At 61.9% G+C, this 14,271-nt stretch carries 23 protein-coding genes and 2 pseudogenes; 12 read left to right on the plus strand and 13 right to left on the minus strand.

Annotated elements, in window-relative coordinates; genetic code table 11:
* Positions 1-99 precede the first annotated feature (99 nt).
* The 3 genes and pseudogenes from IVB19_RS25680 to IVB19_RS25690 all read right to left on the minus strand — a co-directional run bounded on the left by IVB19_RS25680 (position 100) and on the right by IVB19_RS25690 (position 1,237).
* Positions 100-528, minus strand: a complete 429-nt coding sequence (locus tag IVB19_RS25680; protein ID WP_247296989.1) for a GNAT family N-acetyltransferase — start codon at positions 526-528, stop codon at positions 100-102.
* A gap of 80 nt (positions 529-608) precedes the next feature.
* Positions 609-869, minus strand: a pseudogene (locus IVB19_RS25685) (phage terminase large subunit); the annotation flags it as partial.
* 29 nt (positions 870-898) lie between these two features.
* Positions 899-1,237: a hypothetical protein gene (locus IVB19_RS25690; protein ID WP_026232828.1), complete on the minus strand. Its 339-nt coding sequence runs from the start codon at positions 1,235-1,237 to the stop codon at positions 899-901.
* Positions 1,238-1,787: 550 nt separating this feature from the next.
* Here IVB19_RS25690 and IVB19_RS25695 point away from each other — a divergent pair.
* The 3 genes from IVB19_RS25695 to IVB19_RS25705 all read left to right on the plus strand — a co-directional run bounded on the left by IVB19_RS25695 (position 1,788) and on the right by IVB19_RS25705 (position 4,228).
* On the plus strand, positions 1,788-1,985 hold the full coding sequence (locus tag IVB19_RS25695; RefSeq protein ID WP_018454847.1) for a hypothetical protein: 198 nt from the start codon (positions 1,788-1,790) through the stop codon (positions 1,983-1,985).
* Positions 1,986-2,090: 105 nt separating this feature from the next.
* Positions 2,091-2,435 (plus strand): response regulator, encoded by a 345-nt coding sequence (locus tag IVB19_RS25700; RefSeq protein WP_018454848.1) that lies wholly within the window; start codon positions 2,091-2,093, stop codon positions 2,433-2,435.
* Between the two features lie 269 nt (positions 2,436-2,704).
* Positions 2,705-4,228: an FAD-dependent monooxygenase gene (locus IVB19_RS25705; RefSeq protein ID WP_247820035.1), complete on the plus strand. Its 1,524-nt coding sequence runs from the start codon at positions 2,705-2,707 to the stop codon at positions 4,226-4,228.
* Positions 4,229-4,470: 242 nt separating this feature from the next.
* Here IVB19_RS25705 and IVB19_RS25710 read toward each other — a convergent pair whose 3' ends face one another.
* The 4 genes from IVB19_RS25710 to IVB19_RS25725 all read right to left on the minus strand — a co-directional run bounded on the left by IVB19_RS25710 (position 4,471) and on the right by IVB19_RS25725 (position 6,134).
* A complete protein-coding gene (locus IVB19_RS25710) occupies positions 4,471-4,818 on the minus strand; it encodes a hypothetical protein (RefSeq protein WP_018454850.1) in 348 nt (115 codons plus the stop codon).
* Positions 4,819-4,969: 151 nt separating this feature from the next.
* On the minus strand, positions 4,970-5,176 hold the full coding sequence (locus tag IVB19_RS25715) for a GDCCVxC domain-containing (seleno)protein (RefSeq protein ID WP_026232829.1): 207 nt from the start codon (positions 5,174-5,176) through the stop codon (positions 4,970-4,972).
* A gap of 197 nt (positions 5,177-5,373) precedes the next feature.
* Positions 5,374-5,907: a hypothetical protein gene (locus tag IVB19_RS25720; RefSeq protein ID WP_245288400.1), complete on the minus strand. Its 534-nt coding sequence runs from the start codon at positions 5,905-5,907 to the stop codon at positions 5,374-5,376.
* 41 nt (positions 5,908-5,948) lie between these two features.
* Positions 5,949-6,134: a DUF3606 domain-containing protein gene (locus IVB19_RS25725; RefSeq protein ID WP_007601546.1), complete on the minus strand. Its 186-nt coding sequence runs from the start codon at positions 6,132-6,134 to the stop codon at positions 5,949-5,951.
* A gap of 133 nt (positions 6,135-6,267) precedes the next feature.
* Between IVB19_RS25725 and ligD the strand changes: the two are divergent.
* The 7 genes and pseudogenes from ligD (at position 6,268) to IVB19_RS25760 (ending at position 9,513) form a co-directional block, all read left to right on the plus strand.
* Positions 6,268-7,181: pseudogene (ligD, locus tag IVB19_RS25730) on the plus strand (non-homologous end-joining DNA ligase).
* Positions 7,181-7,411, plus strand: a complete 231-nt coding sequence (locus IVB19_RS25735) for a hypothetical protein (protein WP_018454854.1) — start codon at positions 7,181-7,183, stop codon at positions 7,409-7,411. The pseudogene ligD and the gene IVB19_RS25735 overlap by 1 nt, the downstream one beginning before the upstream one ends.
* Complete coding sequence (locus IVB19_RS25740) at positions 7,389-7,637, plus strand: hypothetical protein (protein WP_157642926.1); 249 nt, start codon at positions 7,389-7,391, stop codon at positions 7,635-7,637. Before IVB19_RS25735 ends, IVB19_RS25740 begins: the two co-directional genes overlap by 23 nt.
* Before the next feature lie 108 nt (positions 7,638-7,745).
* On the plus strand, positions 7,746-8,159 hold the full coding sequence (locus tag IVB19_RS25745) for a hypothetical protein (protein WP_018454856.1): 414 nt from the start codon (positions 7,746-7,748) through the stop codon (positions 8,157-8,159).
* Positions 8,160-8,173: 14 nt separating this feature from the next.
* Complete coding sequence (locus tag IVB19_RS25750) at positions 8,174-8,851, plus strand: SOS response-associated peptidase (RefSeq protein WP_018454857.1); 678 nt, start codon at positions 8,174-8,176, stop codon at positions 8,849-8,851.
* A 258-nt stretch (positions 8,852-9,109) separates the two neighbouring features.
* The gene (locus IVB19_RS25755) at positions 9,110-9,310 is read left to right on the plus strand and encodes a hypothetical protein (RefSeq protein ID WP_018454858.1); all 201 of its coding nucleotides are present in this window, start codon (positions 9,110-9,112) and stop codon (positions 9,308-9,310) included.
* Complete coding sequence (locus tag IVB19_RS25760; protein WP_018454859.1) at positions 9,307-9,513, plus strand: hypothetical protein; 207 nt, start codon at positions 9,307-9,309, stop codon at positions 9,511-9,513. Before IVB19_RS25755 ends, IVB19_RS25760 begins: the two co-directional genes overlap by 4 nt.
* On the opposite strand, the gene IVB19_RS25765 is transcribed toward IVB19_RS25760, so the two are convergent.
* The 5 genes from IVB19_RS25765 to IVB19_RS25785 form a co-directional block, all read right to left on the minus strand.
* Positions 9,507-9,776 (minus strand): DUF6894 family protein, encoded by a 270-nt coding sequence (locus IVB19_RS25765; protein ID WP_247335274.1) that lies wholly within the window; start codon positions 9,774-9,776, stop codon positions 9,507-9,509. The two genes, IVB19_RS25760 and IVB19_RS25765, sit on opposite strands and share 7 nt — an antisense overlap.
* A gap of 162 nt (positions 9,777-9,938) precedes the next feature.
* Entirely contained in the window at positions 9,939-10,178 is a 240-nt protein-coding gene (locus IVB19_RS25770) for a hypothetical protein (protein ID WP_018454861.1), read from the minus strand.
* A 550-nt stretch (positions 10,179-10,728) separates the two neighbouring features.
* Entirely contained in the window at positions 10,729-10,905 is a 177-nt protein-coding gene (locus tag IVB19_RS25775; protein ID WP_198293354.1) for a hypothetical protein, read from the minus strand.
* 107 nt (positions 10,906-11,012) lie between these two features.
* The gene (locus IVB19_RS25780) at positions 11,013-11,204 is read right to left on the minus strand and encodes an SANT/Myb-like DNA-binding domain-containing protein (protein ID WP_247335279.1); all 192 of its coding nucleotides are present in this window, start codon (positions 11,202-11,204) and stop codon (positions 11,013-11,015) included.
* 400 nt (positions 11,205-11,604) lie between these two features.
* Positions 11,605-11,892: a hypothetical protein gene (locus tag IVB19_RS25785; protein ID WP_247483223.1), complete on the minus strand. Its 288-nt coding sequence runs from the start codon at positions 11,890-11,892 to the stop codon at positions 11,605-11,607.
* 250 nt (positions 11,893-12,142) lie between these two features.
* Between IVB19_RS25785 and IVB19_RS25790 the strand changes: the two genes are divergently transcribed.
* Both IVB19_RS25790 and IVB19_RS25795 read left to right on the plus strand, forming a co-directional pair.
* Positions 12,143-12,328 carry a hypothetical protein gene (locus tag IVB19_RS25790; protein ID WP_018454867.1) on the plus strand — a complete coding sequence of 62 codons (186 nt, stop codon included), beginning with the start codon at positions 12,143-12,145 and terminating at the stop codon, positions 12,326-12,328.
* 269 nt (positions 12,329-12,597) lie between these two features.
* Positions 12,598-13,884: an NRAMP family divalent metal transporter gene (locus tag IVB19_RS25795; RefSeq protein WP_018454868.1), complete on the plus strand. Its 1,287-nt coding sequence runs from the start codon at positions 12,598-12,600 to the stop codon at positions 13,882-13,884.
* 151 nt (positions 13,885-14,035) lie between these two features.
* On the opposite strand, the gene IVB19_RS25800 is transcribed toward IVB19_RS25795, so the two are convergent.
* A complete protein-coding gene (locus IVB19_RS25800) occupies positions 14,036-14,224 on the minus strand; it encodes a hypothetical protein (protein WP_247296981.1) in 189 nt (62 codons plus the stop codon).
* Positions 14,225-14,271: the final 47 nt, after the last annotated feature.

The raw sequence follows: 14,271 nt of genomic DNA on the forward strand, positions 1-14,271 counted from the left end.
CTGCCAGGCCCTTAGACGTTCCGTGTGCGCTTCATCCCGCGAGCCATTTTCCGTTGCGGGAATCGCGTTCCGCATCACGGGAAACATGGCCCCATTCGCTCAGCGAAGCCGCTTTCGCCAGTAAAGCGTATGCGGCCAAGCCCAGGGCACATGGGGTTCGAAGAGCCGATAGCCCGCCCGGATGAAATTATTGGCAGACACCGGATTGTCCGTCGTATCCGAGACGATGCTGTCCCATCCAATACGCCGTGCCCGTGCCTCCATCACCCGCATCAGCCTGCACTGGAGGTCACGTCCCCGGTGCCGCTGCAACACACCGACTCTGGAGAAATAACCGCCATTTCGAATGTGCGTTGACGGCACGATACCGGCGAAGGCTACTGGCTCAGCGCCGTGATAGGCAAGCCACCACGCCCCTAACTGGAATTGCGGCAAGGGAGCCGCATCGAAGAACGCCGACTGATGCAGATCGGCCAATGTATCGACAATGTCGTCATCGGATGCATCGACGATGCGAATTCTGTACATGAGACGGTCCATTGGGATGAGATGATGTGAGTGGAAGTGCAGAAATGTCGTGCCGATTGAGGCTCACTTGCCCAGCACGACCTCAACAGTTTGAAGCCGTGGCCGAGGCCAAGGCTGGCGATCTTGCCCTCGATCAGCCGCTTGGAAGATTGCGCCAGCGTCCGCTGCGCTTCTCGAATGCACACAGCGAGCGTAGCGCGCTCGGCCTGACAGGTCTCGACCAGGAGCTCGCCGAAGAAATGCGATTTGCCGGAGCCGCGTCCACCATAAACGCCCTTGTAGCGCGCGGGCTGCAGCAGCGGCTCGAATATCTTGGCCGTCGGAATTTTCAGGATGGACAATGGATGCGCTCGCTCGATTTTTCCACGGCTCAGGCGTCACGATCGGCATCCCCACCGCGCAAGCTCCCCGGGTACACGATGATGCGCTCGATCCGGTGAATCAATTCCAGCACGCCATCTTCTCCGTTCTCGATCGGCTGCGCCGCCTTGTCCCAGCCGCGATCGAGGATTGCATTGGCGGCGGAGACACGGGCGGCCGGCGTTGCGTCGTCGCTGCGCATGATGCCGACGAGCACACGGAGCGCAGTCCTGGTGTGGCTCCGCGCCAGCGAGCGGATTTCGGTCAGGGTGCGCGCGCTGGACGTCTTCCGTCGCGCAGGCGCGCGGACCGGCTCGCTCACGAGCGCAATTTCCATGTCCTCGCTCAAGACAACGTCTCCCACAGCGCGATTGCAACCAGGCCCGCGAGCGCTAGCGATATCAGATAGGCGGTCATCGTCTCTCCTCGACAAAGAAAATGCGCGGCAGATCGCGAATGAGGCGCGATCGTTTCGGGCGCGAACCCTATCTCCGTATCCGGAGACCGCAGCGGCGCGAGCAGATCGCTCGCGCCGCGGGCCGGCACGTTCGCGCGTGCGCGGCCAGCAATGGTACGGACGGCGGCACGCCGATCGGCGCTCCCTCAACGCGTTTCAAGCGAGTGCGTGGCCGTGATGCGTGGGCCGCCGTCCGATTCCGAAAATGGGATACGAAAAAACCCGCGGCGGATTTGGTCCCGCGCGGGCGTTGCGAACTTTTCGATGATGCCACTATGCCAGTGTTTTGCCCGACGGGTCAAGCTCTATTTCGATTTTTGCGAATCAAAGCCGACGGAGACCTTCGGAAAGCCAATCCCAGTCAGGCTGCCGGCGTTTCGCCCGAGGTGTCAACGAACGAAACCGTCCCTGCCCGCGTTAAGCCGGTCAGGAGGATCGACCAATGACACTGAACATGACACCGAAAACCTCGCGGGACTTGCCCGGCCAGAAGCCGCGCATCGACGGGGAGCCCGACACGCGAGAGGCCATCATCCCGGACGCTGACGAAACCGAGGACCAGAACCGTGATCTCGTTCACGGCGAAGGCGGAGCCATCGATCTTCCCACCAGGCCCGGCGATCTCTCGAAGGATGATTAGGCCTTGTGCTTTGCACGAGGAGTCCAACATCGCTCGTTCGACCACGCCGTACCGGAACTTACGCCAAGGCGGGCGCGTTTATTCCTTCAGGAGGAACGGTGTGTGATGAGCCATACCGTACTGGTTGTTGACGACGATCCCGGCGTGCTCGACGTCATGGTCGACATGCTGGAAGAACTCGGCTGCAAGGTGGTCAGCGCCCACAGCGGCACGGATGCGCTCGACCGGCTCAGGCAGAACCAGGACATCTCCATCCTCATCACCGACATCAACATGCCCGGCATGGACGGTCATGAACTGGCCGAGCTGGCCAGGCGCCGCCGCCCGGAGCTGAAGATCCTGCAGCTGTCGGGACGTGAACCCCGGCGTGACGGGCTTCCCATGATCAGAAAGCCGTTCTCGTTCGAGGAACTCGCCAGCACCATGCGGCGCACCGTCGGCATCTGCTGAAGCTCGCAAGACCGAAACATCGCAAGCCAAAAAGTCTGAAAGCCAAAAGCCCAAAACAAAACCCGCGGCGGATCGCATCCGCGCGGGCTGAACCAAACTCTTTTTCGATGATGGCATTATGCCGGTGTTTTGCCCGACGTGTCAACGCGGCGAACGCGGACAAGGGATTCCCTCTCCCCACTCAGATATGTGGGGTGCAACGGGCTTGCTTCAAGCCCCCGACCCTGCCGTAGAACCCTCGACCCGAACACCATCCCGAGGGGTCTCACATGCCTGTACTGCTTCCCACGTCCCGGACGCGCGGCCACGCCAAACGCGCCGGCGCCCGCCACGAAGACCACGCCGTGGTGATCGCCGGCGGCGGCCCGACCGGCTTGATGCTGGCTGCGGAGCTCGCGCTCGCGCATGTCGACGTCGCCGTGGTGGAGCGGCGCGCCGATCAGGAACTGGTCGGCACGCGCGCCGGCGGCTTGCACGCGCGCAGCATCGAGATTCTCGACCAGCGCGGCGTCGCGGATCGTTTCCTGCGCGAAGGACAGATCACCCAGCTCGCGGGCTTCGCCTGGACCAGGCTCGACATCAGCGACCTCCCCACCCGGCACCCTTACGGGCTGACACTGCGGCAGAGCCACATCGAGCGCATCCTGGCCGAATGGGTCAGCGAGCTCGCGGTGTCGATCTATCGCAACCGCGAGGTGACGGATTTTGCGCAGGACGAGACCGGCATCGACGTGACGCTCTCCGGCGGCGAGACCTTGCGCGCGAATTATCTGGTCGGCTGTGACGGCGGCCGCAGCCTGGTGCGCAGGGCCGCCGGCATCGACTTCGCAGGCTCCGAGCCGACGCTGAGCAATCTCATGGCCGAAGTCGAGATGCGGGACGAGCCCGCATGGGGCCTGCGCCACGACGCGCTCGGCTTTCACGGCCTCAGCAAGACCGAGAGCGGGCGCGTGCTGGTGGTCGTGACGGAAGCGACGCTCGATCGCACCGGCGTGCCCGGCGCCCGCGATCTCAGCGACGCCCTCGTCGCCGTCTACGGCACCGATTTCGGCCTCCACAACCCGTCCTGGATCTCCCGCTTCACCGATGCGGCACGGCAGGCCGTGTCCTACCGCAAAGGCCGCGTGCTGCTCGCCGGCGATGCCGCGCATATCCATCACTCCGTCGGCGGGCAAGGCCTCAACATCGGCGTGCAGGACGCCGTCAATCTCGGCTGGAAGCTCGCGCAAGTGGTCAAGGGTCTGTCGCCGGACAGCCTGCTCGACAGCTACCATGCCGAGCGCCATCCCGTCGGCGCGCGGACCTTGCGCAACACCATGGCGCAAATCGCCCTGCTCCGCCGCGGCGAGGACGGCCTCAAGGCCGCGCGCGAGGTCGTCGCCGAACTGCTCGCGATGGACGCGCCGCGCCAACGTTTTGGCGCGATGATGAGCGGGCTCGACGTGCACTACGATCTCGGCCAAGGCCACGCGCTGCTCGGACGCCGCATGCCCGATCTCGACCTCGTGGTGGACGGGCGTCCGCTGCGACTGTTCACGTTGCTGTACGGCGCGCGCGGCTTGCTGCTTGATTTTGGGAAGACCAGCGGCTTCGACATCGCGCCCTGGGCAGATCGCATCAATCTCGTCGAAGCGGACTATCACGGTGCATGGGAGCTTCCGTCCATTGGACAAGTCGCGGCGCCAAAAGCCGTGCTGGTGCGGCCTGACGGGCATGTGGCCTGGGTGGGAGACGAGAGCCAACACGGAGTTGCGGAGACGCTGACGAGGTGGTTCGGACCTGCCTCAGACTAGTCAGGTAGGCGCGAGGGAACGCGGCTCAAGATTCGAATATTCGTGCGTTCACCCTGCGCAGGCTCATCGACGCTTCCGGCTTGCTGCGGTGGCGTGGGGGCCGGCTGATGAGATAGTGCGTCGCGCATCCATTGGGGTAAACCAATCAGAGCCGCGTTCTCTTGCTGTGGAGACTCCAATGGAGTCGGTGGCGACCGTGTTTCCATTGCAATTCCTCGCCTGGAGACAAGACGATGCGAAGCTTACGAAGCCTCGGGTTCGCTGGTCTCATTGTCGACTATCGATGGATGATCCGGATGTACGATGATGCGTTCGATCCGTTGCAGCAATTCGCGCGGCCGCGCGTCCGTAGCCAAGGGCTGTACCGGCTTGCCCCACCCACGATCGAGAATAGAGTTTGCGGCGGCCACCCGCGCAAAAGCGTTCGCTGTCTCTCTGAACATGATGGTAGCAAGCACGTTGAGTGCCGCTTCGGTCTTGGCTTGTGCCAGGGTTTCGATATCGGCCAGCGTTGGTGCCCTGAAACCTTCCCTGACTACATGCTCAGCAACAGGAAGATGCAGCTCGGTCCTTCTCCTAAATTTGGTCATTTGGAAATCCGTTTGTTTAAATGACGACTCCGCAAATAAAAAGCCCGCGGCGGATTGCTCCGCGCGGGCTGATCTTCAATGATGCCATTCTGCCAGTGTTTTGCCCGACGTGTCAAACTCAGGCGCGGCAGCCGCACTCCCTTAGAGGCAGCTAGCTACAGCAGCACCTGCCGTTCTCTTGAACCGGCGGACAGTAAACGGTGCCGAAGGAACAGAACACGCAGCAGTCGCCAGAGAGCGGCTTTAGGCGCTCGCCGCAGCCTTTGCAGTCATAGAAGAACTGGCAGGCGTCGGTCGGCATGACCTCGGTAGCAGCGTGACCGCACTTCGGGCACGTGATGGTAGAGTTTAAGATCATCTGCGATGTTCCCTGCGCAGCGTCCGCTCCCTTCGACTTCTGGCGCAGCTTCCTGATCAATCCACGGCGGTCCGCGGCATACTCTTCGATGATGCGCCGCCGGGCCTCGTCGCTCTCGCGGGGCATCACTTCTGGCTTTTCGGGCGGCTTATCACTCATGGCATCATACGAACCGCCCCGCGCCATGCGACTTTGATCTAGATCAAAAATGTTCGATCCTTGGAGCCTCTTCCACCTTCTTCAAGCGCGCGGGGGGCACCGAGTAAGGGCTGCCGGCGAGCCTTCTTCAGCTCGGTCGCCAGTTTTATCTTCTCTCTTAAAACGAGGATTTCGGAATATTCCTTTTGGATCTCTGGGGCGACGCGAAGTGCTTCAAGCTGCTGGGTGGCCAGTTTGAAGATTGCGGCAATATGCGTACCTTGGATGGGGTGCATGGTGATCAAATCCGCTGTGGGAAAAAAACGGAAAGGGACCATACAGCGAACTGCGTTGTGGCGTCGCTGGAAATAAACAGCAACATTGCTGTCGTTTTGTTTGCAGCGCGTCACTGCCCTCATCGCGTGGGCGGAGAGACGGCCCCGGCTTGCAGGGGGCTGGAGGTATGGCCGGGGCCGCTCCGCCAGCTCGGCGGCGAGCCAGCACCGCACCAATTCCGGTGCGACTGCCGCAGTTCCTGAGTTGAGGAGATTCCTGATGGCGCACCAGTAGGCGCAAGAAAGCCGGTCGCTCATGCGACCGGCTCGCCACAAACCTGTGGGCTAACGCAAAACTATCAGCGGCCCAGCTTGCGCTCGACCTTCTTCCGGCTACTGCCCACTTTCTTCACCGCCTTCTTCACGGCAGAAGCCGAGCGGCCCGTCTTCTTTGCCTCGTAGCCAACTTCGTATTTCTGCCCGCCCGCAACGCGCGCGCGGTCCTGCTTGCGACCGCGAGTTGTCTGCTTCTTCGCTTTAGCCATGTTGCTCTCCTTGCATCTCTGAAACGCAAGAGGAATCAAACAGTTCCCCACGCCCATCCGGTTCGCCCAGATTGGCGGAACGAATCCGGCCGTGAAGATTCGAATCAAGGCGTTCGTTGCGTGGAGTTTGTCAGTGGCGTTGCAGCGTCAGCGAAGGCTGGGGGCGCTCGGGGTGAAAGCGCCCTTCCCCGGCTTCATCAAACCGACCTTGCCATCGTGGGTGGACCGCGTGCCATCCGGAGCGCGGTGGATTCACGAAATCAAGTTCGACGGCTACCGGGTGCAGCTTCATTTGGCCAATGAGGCTGTCACCGTCTACACCCGTCGCGGCTACGACTGGACCAAGCGCTTTAAGAAAGTCGCCCGCACATCAAGGCAGGATCGGCGATCATCGATGGCGAGGTTGTGGTCCCTGCTGCCGATGGCAGCACCGATTTTTCCGTCCTTCAAAACGAGCTGAAGGGCACATCAACCAAGATCGTGCTCGTGGCATTTGACGTGCTTTATCTGAATGGGCGAGACCTGCGCGGCCTGCCGCTGTTTCAGCGCAAGGCCGAGTTGAAGAAGATCATCTCCGGCACCGCAGTGCAGTTCAGTGAGAGCTTCGAGATCGCAGGCAACGAGATGTTCGCGCATGCCTGCAAGGTCGGGCTTGAGGGCGTGGTCTCCAGGGTTCGCGACAGCACCTACAGCAGCGGCACGGGTAACAAATGGGTCAAGAAGACTTGCAGGCAACGCGAGACACTGACCATCGCCGGTTTCGCGCTCGACGAAGGCAAATGGGACGGCATCTATCTTGGTCGCCATAAGGGAGATGATCTCATTTATGCGGGCAAGGTCGACCTCGGATTCGACAAGTCATCTGCCGCAGAAGTCCACAAACGATTGAAGCCGCTTGTCCGCAAGACGCAACCTTACACCAAGCGGATCGCGCACAAGGGCATCTGGGTCGAGCCGAAGCTGCTTGCGGAAATAGAGTACCGCGCGAAGTCGGCGGAGGGGAAAGTCCGGCATCCCTTCTTTAAGGGCTTGAGAGAGGACTTGTGATGGATAGAACCTCCCGCATCCTTCAGGATCTATACGACAGTGAAATCAATTTCACGATTGCCGCCTTTTGGAATGGCGGTTTTCAAATCAACCTCGGGCTCGGTGATGAGGTGAACGGCTTCGATGCCGAAGGGGAGGCCGACAATATCGTCGATGCTGTCGAGTGGCTTCGTGTCGAAGCTATCGAGAAATATCCGGAGAGTGTCTTTGCAAAAACTCATCGACGATGACTTGACATGTTCGGCGGGTGCAACAACCACGATGGTGGTTTACTGCGCCCATAATTGTGACACCGAATTCGAGACCGAAGTTGAGGAACTCGAATGCGGCGCCGGCCAAATCGTCTGCCTGGAATGCGACGGGAGCGGACGCTGCCTGTTTCCTCCAGAGATGGTCGGAGGCGAACTGGCCTGCGTCGATTGCAAGGGGACGGGCCGCCAGTTGGTCAGCATTTGAGAGCGCTTTGGTTTTCCACAGCCACGACAGGAAGTAGCCCGTTGCGCTTCTCGCCTACCACCTATCGATAATTTGCCAGCTTGGCCGGCACATGGCTTTGATCGCGGCATGACCACCAAGTCCCGCCAACATCTCTACGGCACTCAAATCAAGATTTCGGCCGAGCGCGCCAAGGAGGCGCGCAAGGAGGCCGACAAACTGGCTTGCGCGGCCTGGAACTATCGGATGCTTGGCTATAAGGGCCCGGCGCAGCCATCGCCGACGATCGGAGATGCCATCAACGCCGGCTTCCTATACCTCGAAGTGCGATGCCTTGGATGCGACACCAACCAAACCGTGGCACTCGATGTCGTCCGTCGTGCCAAGACGACGCCGGTGCATGAACTTGAGCGCTACATGCGATGCAAGAACTGTTCGGAAGTGCGGCGCTATCCGTATAAGCGAAGCGCACTCGTTGCATTAAGACCAACGAAAATCTCGGCGGATAATCCGGCATCTTACTGGTGGCCCGGCGAGCGCTAAGGATCATCGAACATATGTGCAACCTCTATTCGATCACCACCAACCAAGCCGCGATAGCCGACCTCTTCCGGGTCGTCCGCCGCTATGAAGGCAATTTGGCGCCAATGCCGGGTGTGTTTCCGGATTACCCCGCGCCAATCATTCGCGATGCGGGCGGCGAGCGAGAGATGGTGCTGATGCGCTGGGGCATGCCGCCCCCTCCGCGTACCGGCGGCCCGCCCGTCACGAACATTCGCAACACCTCGTCGCCGCACTGGCGCGCGTGGCTCAAGCCGGAGCACCGCTGCCTCGTGCCAGTCAACAGCTTTGCCGAATACGCGCCGGAGCCCAACCCGGAGACCAAGAAGAAAGACATCGTGTGGTTTGCGCTCGCGGACGCCCGGCCGCTGTTCGCGTTCGCCGGGATCTGGACGACTTTCAATGGCGATCGCGGCACCAAGTCGAAGCCCATTCCGGGGCCGCATCAGGTGTACGGTTTTCTCACCACGACGCCGAATGCGGTCGTGGAGCCAATCCATCCGAAGGCAATGCCGGTGCTGCTGACGACAGCGAAAGAGCGAGACGTTTGGCTAAGGGCGCCGTGGGAAGAAGCCAAGGCGCTTCAACGGCCGCTACCAGACGAATGCTTGAAGATCGTCGCGCGCGGCATCGAGAAGGAAGACGCATTCGCCGCCGCTACAGCTGATTCCTAATAGGGGAGCCGGCTCCCTACGCCCTATTAGACATGCGCTTCTGTCCAAAAGTGCACATTGCTCACAAGCAATCAAGATGAGTAACGCGCTCAAGTGGCTGAATTTGCTCGCGCAATTAAATCCGCCAACATATCATATGATGTTTCCTCTCGCCGCCAGAAGCGCGAGGATTGATCCATCACCGCAAGGCAGTTGCCATCGACCGGGTGATGAGACCGCCGAAATTGCTCCCGCCCCACGCGAACGAGGGAGACGTGCATGCAGAAGCGACGACGATTCAAGCAGACCACGACACTCGACGAACGGCTCGCCGCGGAGGCCGCGCGGCTGCGCGAGGAGGCGCGCACGCTCGCGCCGGGGCGCCGCCGCGAGATGCTGCTGCGCCAGGCGCGGCAGGACGAGACCGCCATGCATATTGCCGCCTGGCTGCAATCGCCAGGGCTGAGGCCACCGACATGACCCAGCAATATCGCGCTTACCTGGTCGGCGACAACGGCGTGTTCCGATCGGCCGAAGCGTTCGAGGCCGCGTCGGATGCGAACGCCCTCACCTTCGCGCAGCAGTTCACGCAGCACGGCAAGGTCGAGGTCTGGCAGCTCGGCCGCAAGATCGCCGTACTCGAGCCCGAGCAATCCCCGCCGGGCGTTCTCACGCGTCAATGATCGCGTGATGCCGCAGGCGTCCTGAAGGTCTCGATGGCGAACGAGAACTTGACCTGCATCACGGGACCCTTGGCATCGCGAACGTCGATCGCCATCGTCTGCCTGCCGCCCGCGGCAGGCGCGGAGAGGATAGCATCGCGCGCCATGTCCGCGACCGACTTGGCGGCTTCCGCCTGAACGGCGCGCCAGCTGGCCAGCTCCAAGCCTTCCTCGTCGAGCGCTACACCGGTGTCGTCGCGCAGATCGAAATAATATCGGGGCATTGCAGCATCCTTTGCCCTAATAGGTCCGAAGCGGACAAAGGTTTCCGGAAGTCGCGAAAAATCTATGAGAGATCAATGGGTTCCGGGAACTTCGCGGTTCCTACCGCGTTCGTGCCTCTTCAGGAAGCCGAAAGCGACAGGGTGAAACGACATTCGGCCCCCTCACTCCTCCGCAAGCTTCCCGACGATGTAGGCATCCACCGTTTCCGCGAACGAGCGCTGCACGCCGACCGCAGTGCCATGCTGGTCGAGCGCGTCGCGCTGGAGCACGCGCAGGCCGCGGCCGCGCATGCACACCGGCGCGGTGTTCAGATATTGGTCGATGGCGCCTGTCGCGAGCGGGATGGCCTTCGGGTCGCCCCTTGCGATCAGAAGCCGCAAGAGGCTCTGGCATTCGGCCAAGCCTGGCGTGGGACCAGCGCCTCACGCCTGCCGTGATTTCGCCGGCCGCTTGACCGGCTGGGTGTGGGTGCCGAACAGCGCCAGCAAAAACGCGACTTCTTCCTTCGAACCAACCTGGATCATGATGATCTCCTTTTCGCTAGGTTGGTCGGACGCAGCCGGCGGGACGTTCGAGACTATCTGGTTTCAGCACTGTTTCAGGCGTGTTTCATCGGGCCGCGCCATGTCCATGGTCGCCTGAAATAGGAACAGCTCCTCGGGCCAAAGGGTTATCGGTGCGTCGGTCCGGATGCACGACCGGCGCCCCCCACGGCCTCAGCTCGCCCCCCGGGCTGGGGCCGTTTCTTTTCGACGGCCTAGTTTTGATCTTGCCTGGGCTTCTCCCAAGACAGCTTGTTGCAGCCGGAACACCGGAAGATGGCCATCGCGCCGTCCGGTGAACTCACCGCGTCGATGAATGTCATGGGTTTGTTGCACGCAGCACAAATCGGCCGCTGCCTGGTGTCTTGATCCGCCATGCGCGCAAACGCGGGAACGGCGGAAGAGGTTTCTATCGTTCTGGAGGTTGAGGGTGCCAGATCTTCGGAACTTGCTGCTGAAGCAGTGAGATCGATGCCGCGATCTGCTCCCGCGAACGGCGCAGCAATTGTCGTGTCGTTTGGCTTGCATCGAGCTGGTGCATTTTCTGCCGGTCGAGATCCGTCTCGAAGTCCTCGCGGGTGAGCATGACAAGCTCCCGTGTTGCTGCCCATTCGCAGAGTACGTCGAGAGACGATTGAGGACCGTTCACAAGTGAACACAGGGCGGGATGCCCGCCTTCGACCCAGCCGGTCTTCAGGGTCCGCGCTTCTGCGTGACGAGGCGCAGCGCGATGCCGTGCTGCCAGGCGCGCACCCTCACTGCCGCTTCGCTGCGACCAAGCTCGCCGGCGATCTCGTCCGGCCGCGAGCCCGCTTCGGCCAACGCCTTCAGCCGCTCGTGCTCTTCCGCTGTCCACTTCTTCAACAACGGGTAGCGTGATTGCATGATTAGAAGCTGTCTCGCCTGCGTGGTCGATGCAGGCGACAAGCGGGCGAAACCCGCGAAGTTCCTATCCGAGATTGCTATGAGATCTCCGACGGGGCGTCCCGCAGATGGGCCGACGACGGCGCGCGCTCAAATCCAGACGTCCTCGCGGCACGAATCGCACCGATAGATCAGGATCGAGCAATCGCGCCTCACGTCGAAGATCGAGGTCAGGCAGCGCGTGCCCCTCTCGCATTTGGGGCACGCCGGCCCCGGCTTGTAATGCTGATCCGGCCTCGTTGCCGGGCCTGCTTGCTGTTCGCTGCTCATCTCATCCCTCGTTGGAGGACTGAGTTCCTAAGTACCAAAGTGGACATTCGTTCCAAATCGCACGGGCAGCGCTTCTGATGGAAGCGACGGCCTAGACGCCCCATGATCGCGCCCGCCGATCATCGGCTTCGTCGTGAACCATCAAGCGGGTTTGCCCTGAACGATCAAACCGGCTTGCTGTTGGCGCCCCCCCCCGCAGTTCGTCCAGGCTCTCGACGGTGCAGATGCGCGCGGCGCGGCGGGCCAGTTCGTCGTAATTTTGCGCCACCTTGCGCAGCACGTCCCGCGTCTCGGGGTACTCGCAATTGTCCGCCTTGGTGCGAAATTCTTCCGCCCGCATCCGCCAGTAGCGCGGAGGGTGCATCCGCTCGGTGCCCATGGGCCACTCCCCTCGATTGGTCCGACTGTTCGTGTTCGTTAATGGAGAGCGCGTCCAACAGTTCCCGCGCAGATGTTCTGGCCCCGATCGCACGTTCAGATTGCGGCCCGCTGGGACGGCATCTCCCGGGATTGGTCGACTTTAGTTCAAATGCAGCAGGGCGGGTTCGCCAGGATGCAATTGGTTCGCGCCATGCTGGACAATGTCCCTTGCGACCAACGCAATCGGGCAAGGGCCGGAGAGATCATCGATGTATTACGTCGCCGCCGCGTTGCTGGTACTGTCGGGACTGTTCTACTCCGCGAGCCATCACGAGATCGGCTCGTTCGGCGTCACCATGTGCACCTATGGCAGTGCGTTCTGCAACAACCCGCTGATCGTCTTTGCCGGCGCCGCGCTGGCCGGCGCCTGGGGCATGTTCGTCAGCATCAAATAGTCCCGACCGCACGCGCTCAGGAGACAAACGTCTCGCCGGTGCGCGGGTTGCGCACTGGCCGGCCATCGCAGTCCGGTCGCGCTCGGAATGCGTGCCAACGCTGCACCGGGTATTCTTCGATGATGCACTTATACAGGTGTTTTGCCCGACGAGTCAAACGAAATTAGCTTTTTCAGAAATCAGCGAGGCGCGCCTTACCCGCAGCCCGGGAACCTTGTTCCCTCATTAGCATTTGTGAAGGACGCGCCCCGACCGAGACCCCTCCTGCCATGACCGACGATGCCGTCAGCCCCACGAAATCCGCACCGTCGCTGTTGCAGAGGCTGGGGCCGGGTCTCGTCACCGGGGCCGCCGACGACGATCCGTCCGGCATCGCCACCTATTCGCAGGCCGGCGCGCAATTCGGTTACGGACTGCTCTGGACGGTATTTCTGACCACGCCGTTCATGATCGCGATCCAGCTCGTCAGCGCCCGGATCGGCCGCGTCACCGGCAAGGGGCTGGCCGCCAACGTCATGCAGATCGCGCCGCGCTGGGCGGTGCTGTCGCTCGTCGCCATGCTGGTCGCCGCCAACACCTTCAACATTGCCGCCGACATCGCCGCGATGGCGGAGGCGCTCTCGCTGGTGATAGGCGGCCTCAACCACGAGCACGCGCTGATCTTCGCGGCGGGCTCGACCCTGCTGCAGGTGTTCCTGCCCTATCGGCGCTATTCGCCGGTGCTGAAATTCCTCACCTTGGCGCTGTTCGCCTATGTCGCGACCGCCTTCACCGTGAAGATTCCGTGGAGCACGGCGCTGCTCGCGGCGGTGTGGCCGAAGACGAATGTCAGCGCCGACTATTTCATGATGGTCGTCGCCGTGCTCGGCACCACGATCAGCCCGTATTTGTTCTTCTGGCAGGCCTCGCAGGAGGTCGAGGAGATGAACCAGGGCAAGCGCGACAAGCCGCTGCGCGAGCTGAAGCGCGGCGGCAGTCCGGAGCTGGCGCGCATCCGGGCCGACACCCTCTCCGGCATGCTGCTCTCCAACGGCATCGCCTTCTTCATCATCCTCACCACCGCCTCGGTGCTGCACGCGAATGGCGTCACCAACATCAACTCGGCGACGGAGGCCGCCGAGGCGCTGCGGCCGCTCGCCGGCGATTTCACCTTCGCCCTGTTCGCGATCGGCATCATCGGCACCGGCCTGCTCGCAATTCCGGTGCTGGCGGGCTCGGCCGCTTACGGCGTGGCGGAGATCTTCGGCTGGCGCGCGACGCTGGAGGCGAAGCCCGACGAGGCGGTCGGCTTCTACACCATCATCGCCGCCGCCACCATCATCGGCTTCGGTCTCGGGTTCACCGGCATCGACTCGATCCACATGCTGGTCTGGAGCGCCGTGCTCAACGGCATCGTGGCCGTTCCGATCATGGCCATGATGATGCTGATCGTCTCGAGCAAGGCGATCATGGGTCGCTTCAAGGGCCGGTCATGGCTCGTCGCGCTGGGCTGGCTCGGCACCGCGTTGATGGCGCTGGCTGTGCTCGCCCTGCTCGGCTCGTCATTGATGGGCTGACTAGCCTTTGACTAGCCTTGCGACAAGACTGCCGAGATCTGCGAGGCGATGATGAAGGCCGCGAACACAGCGGGCACGCTGATGAAGCGCAGGAATTGGTCGATCGAAAGCATCGCTGTCTCCCCCAAGACAAAAACGTATACGCCCCGCGCTATTCCACCCCGTGCGCGACGTGCTGATCGGCCGTCAGAAACTGATCGGAAATGGCGGCTCCACTCATCGTGAGCAGCGCCAGGATCGTAATCACAGCCAGAAATCTCATGGCCGGAAGATCGATCCCGATTGTGGCCAAAAACGTCAGAGCATGGCGCCTTTTCAGGACGATCCCGGGCAAGATCATGGCTGTCCCCACCGGATTCCCCGCGTTTTCCAATAGAACGTTCGGAA

This window comes from Bradyrhizobium sp. 187, assembly GCF_023101005.1.
GTDB classification, from domain to species: Bacteria; Pseudomonadota; Alphaproteobacteria; order Rhizobiales; family Xanthobacteraceae; genus Bradyrhizobium; species Bradyrhizobium canariense_D.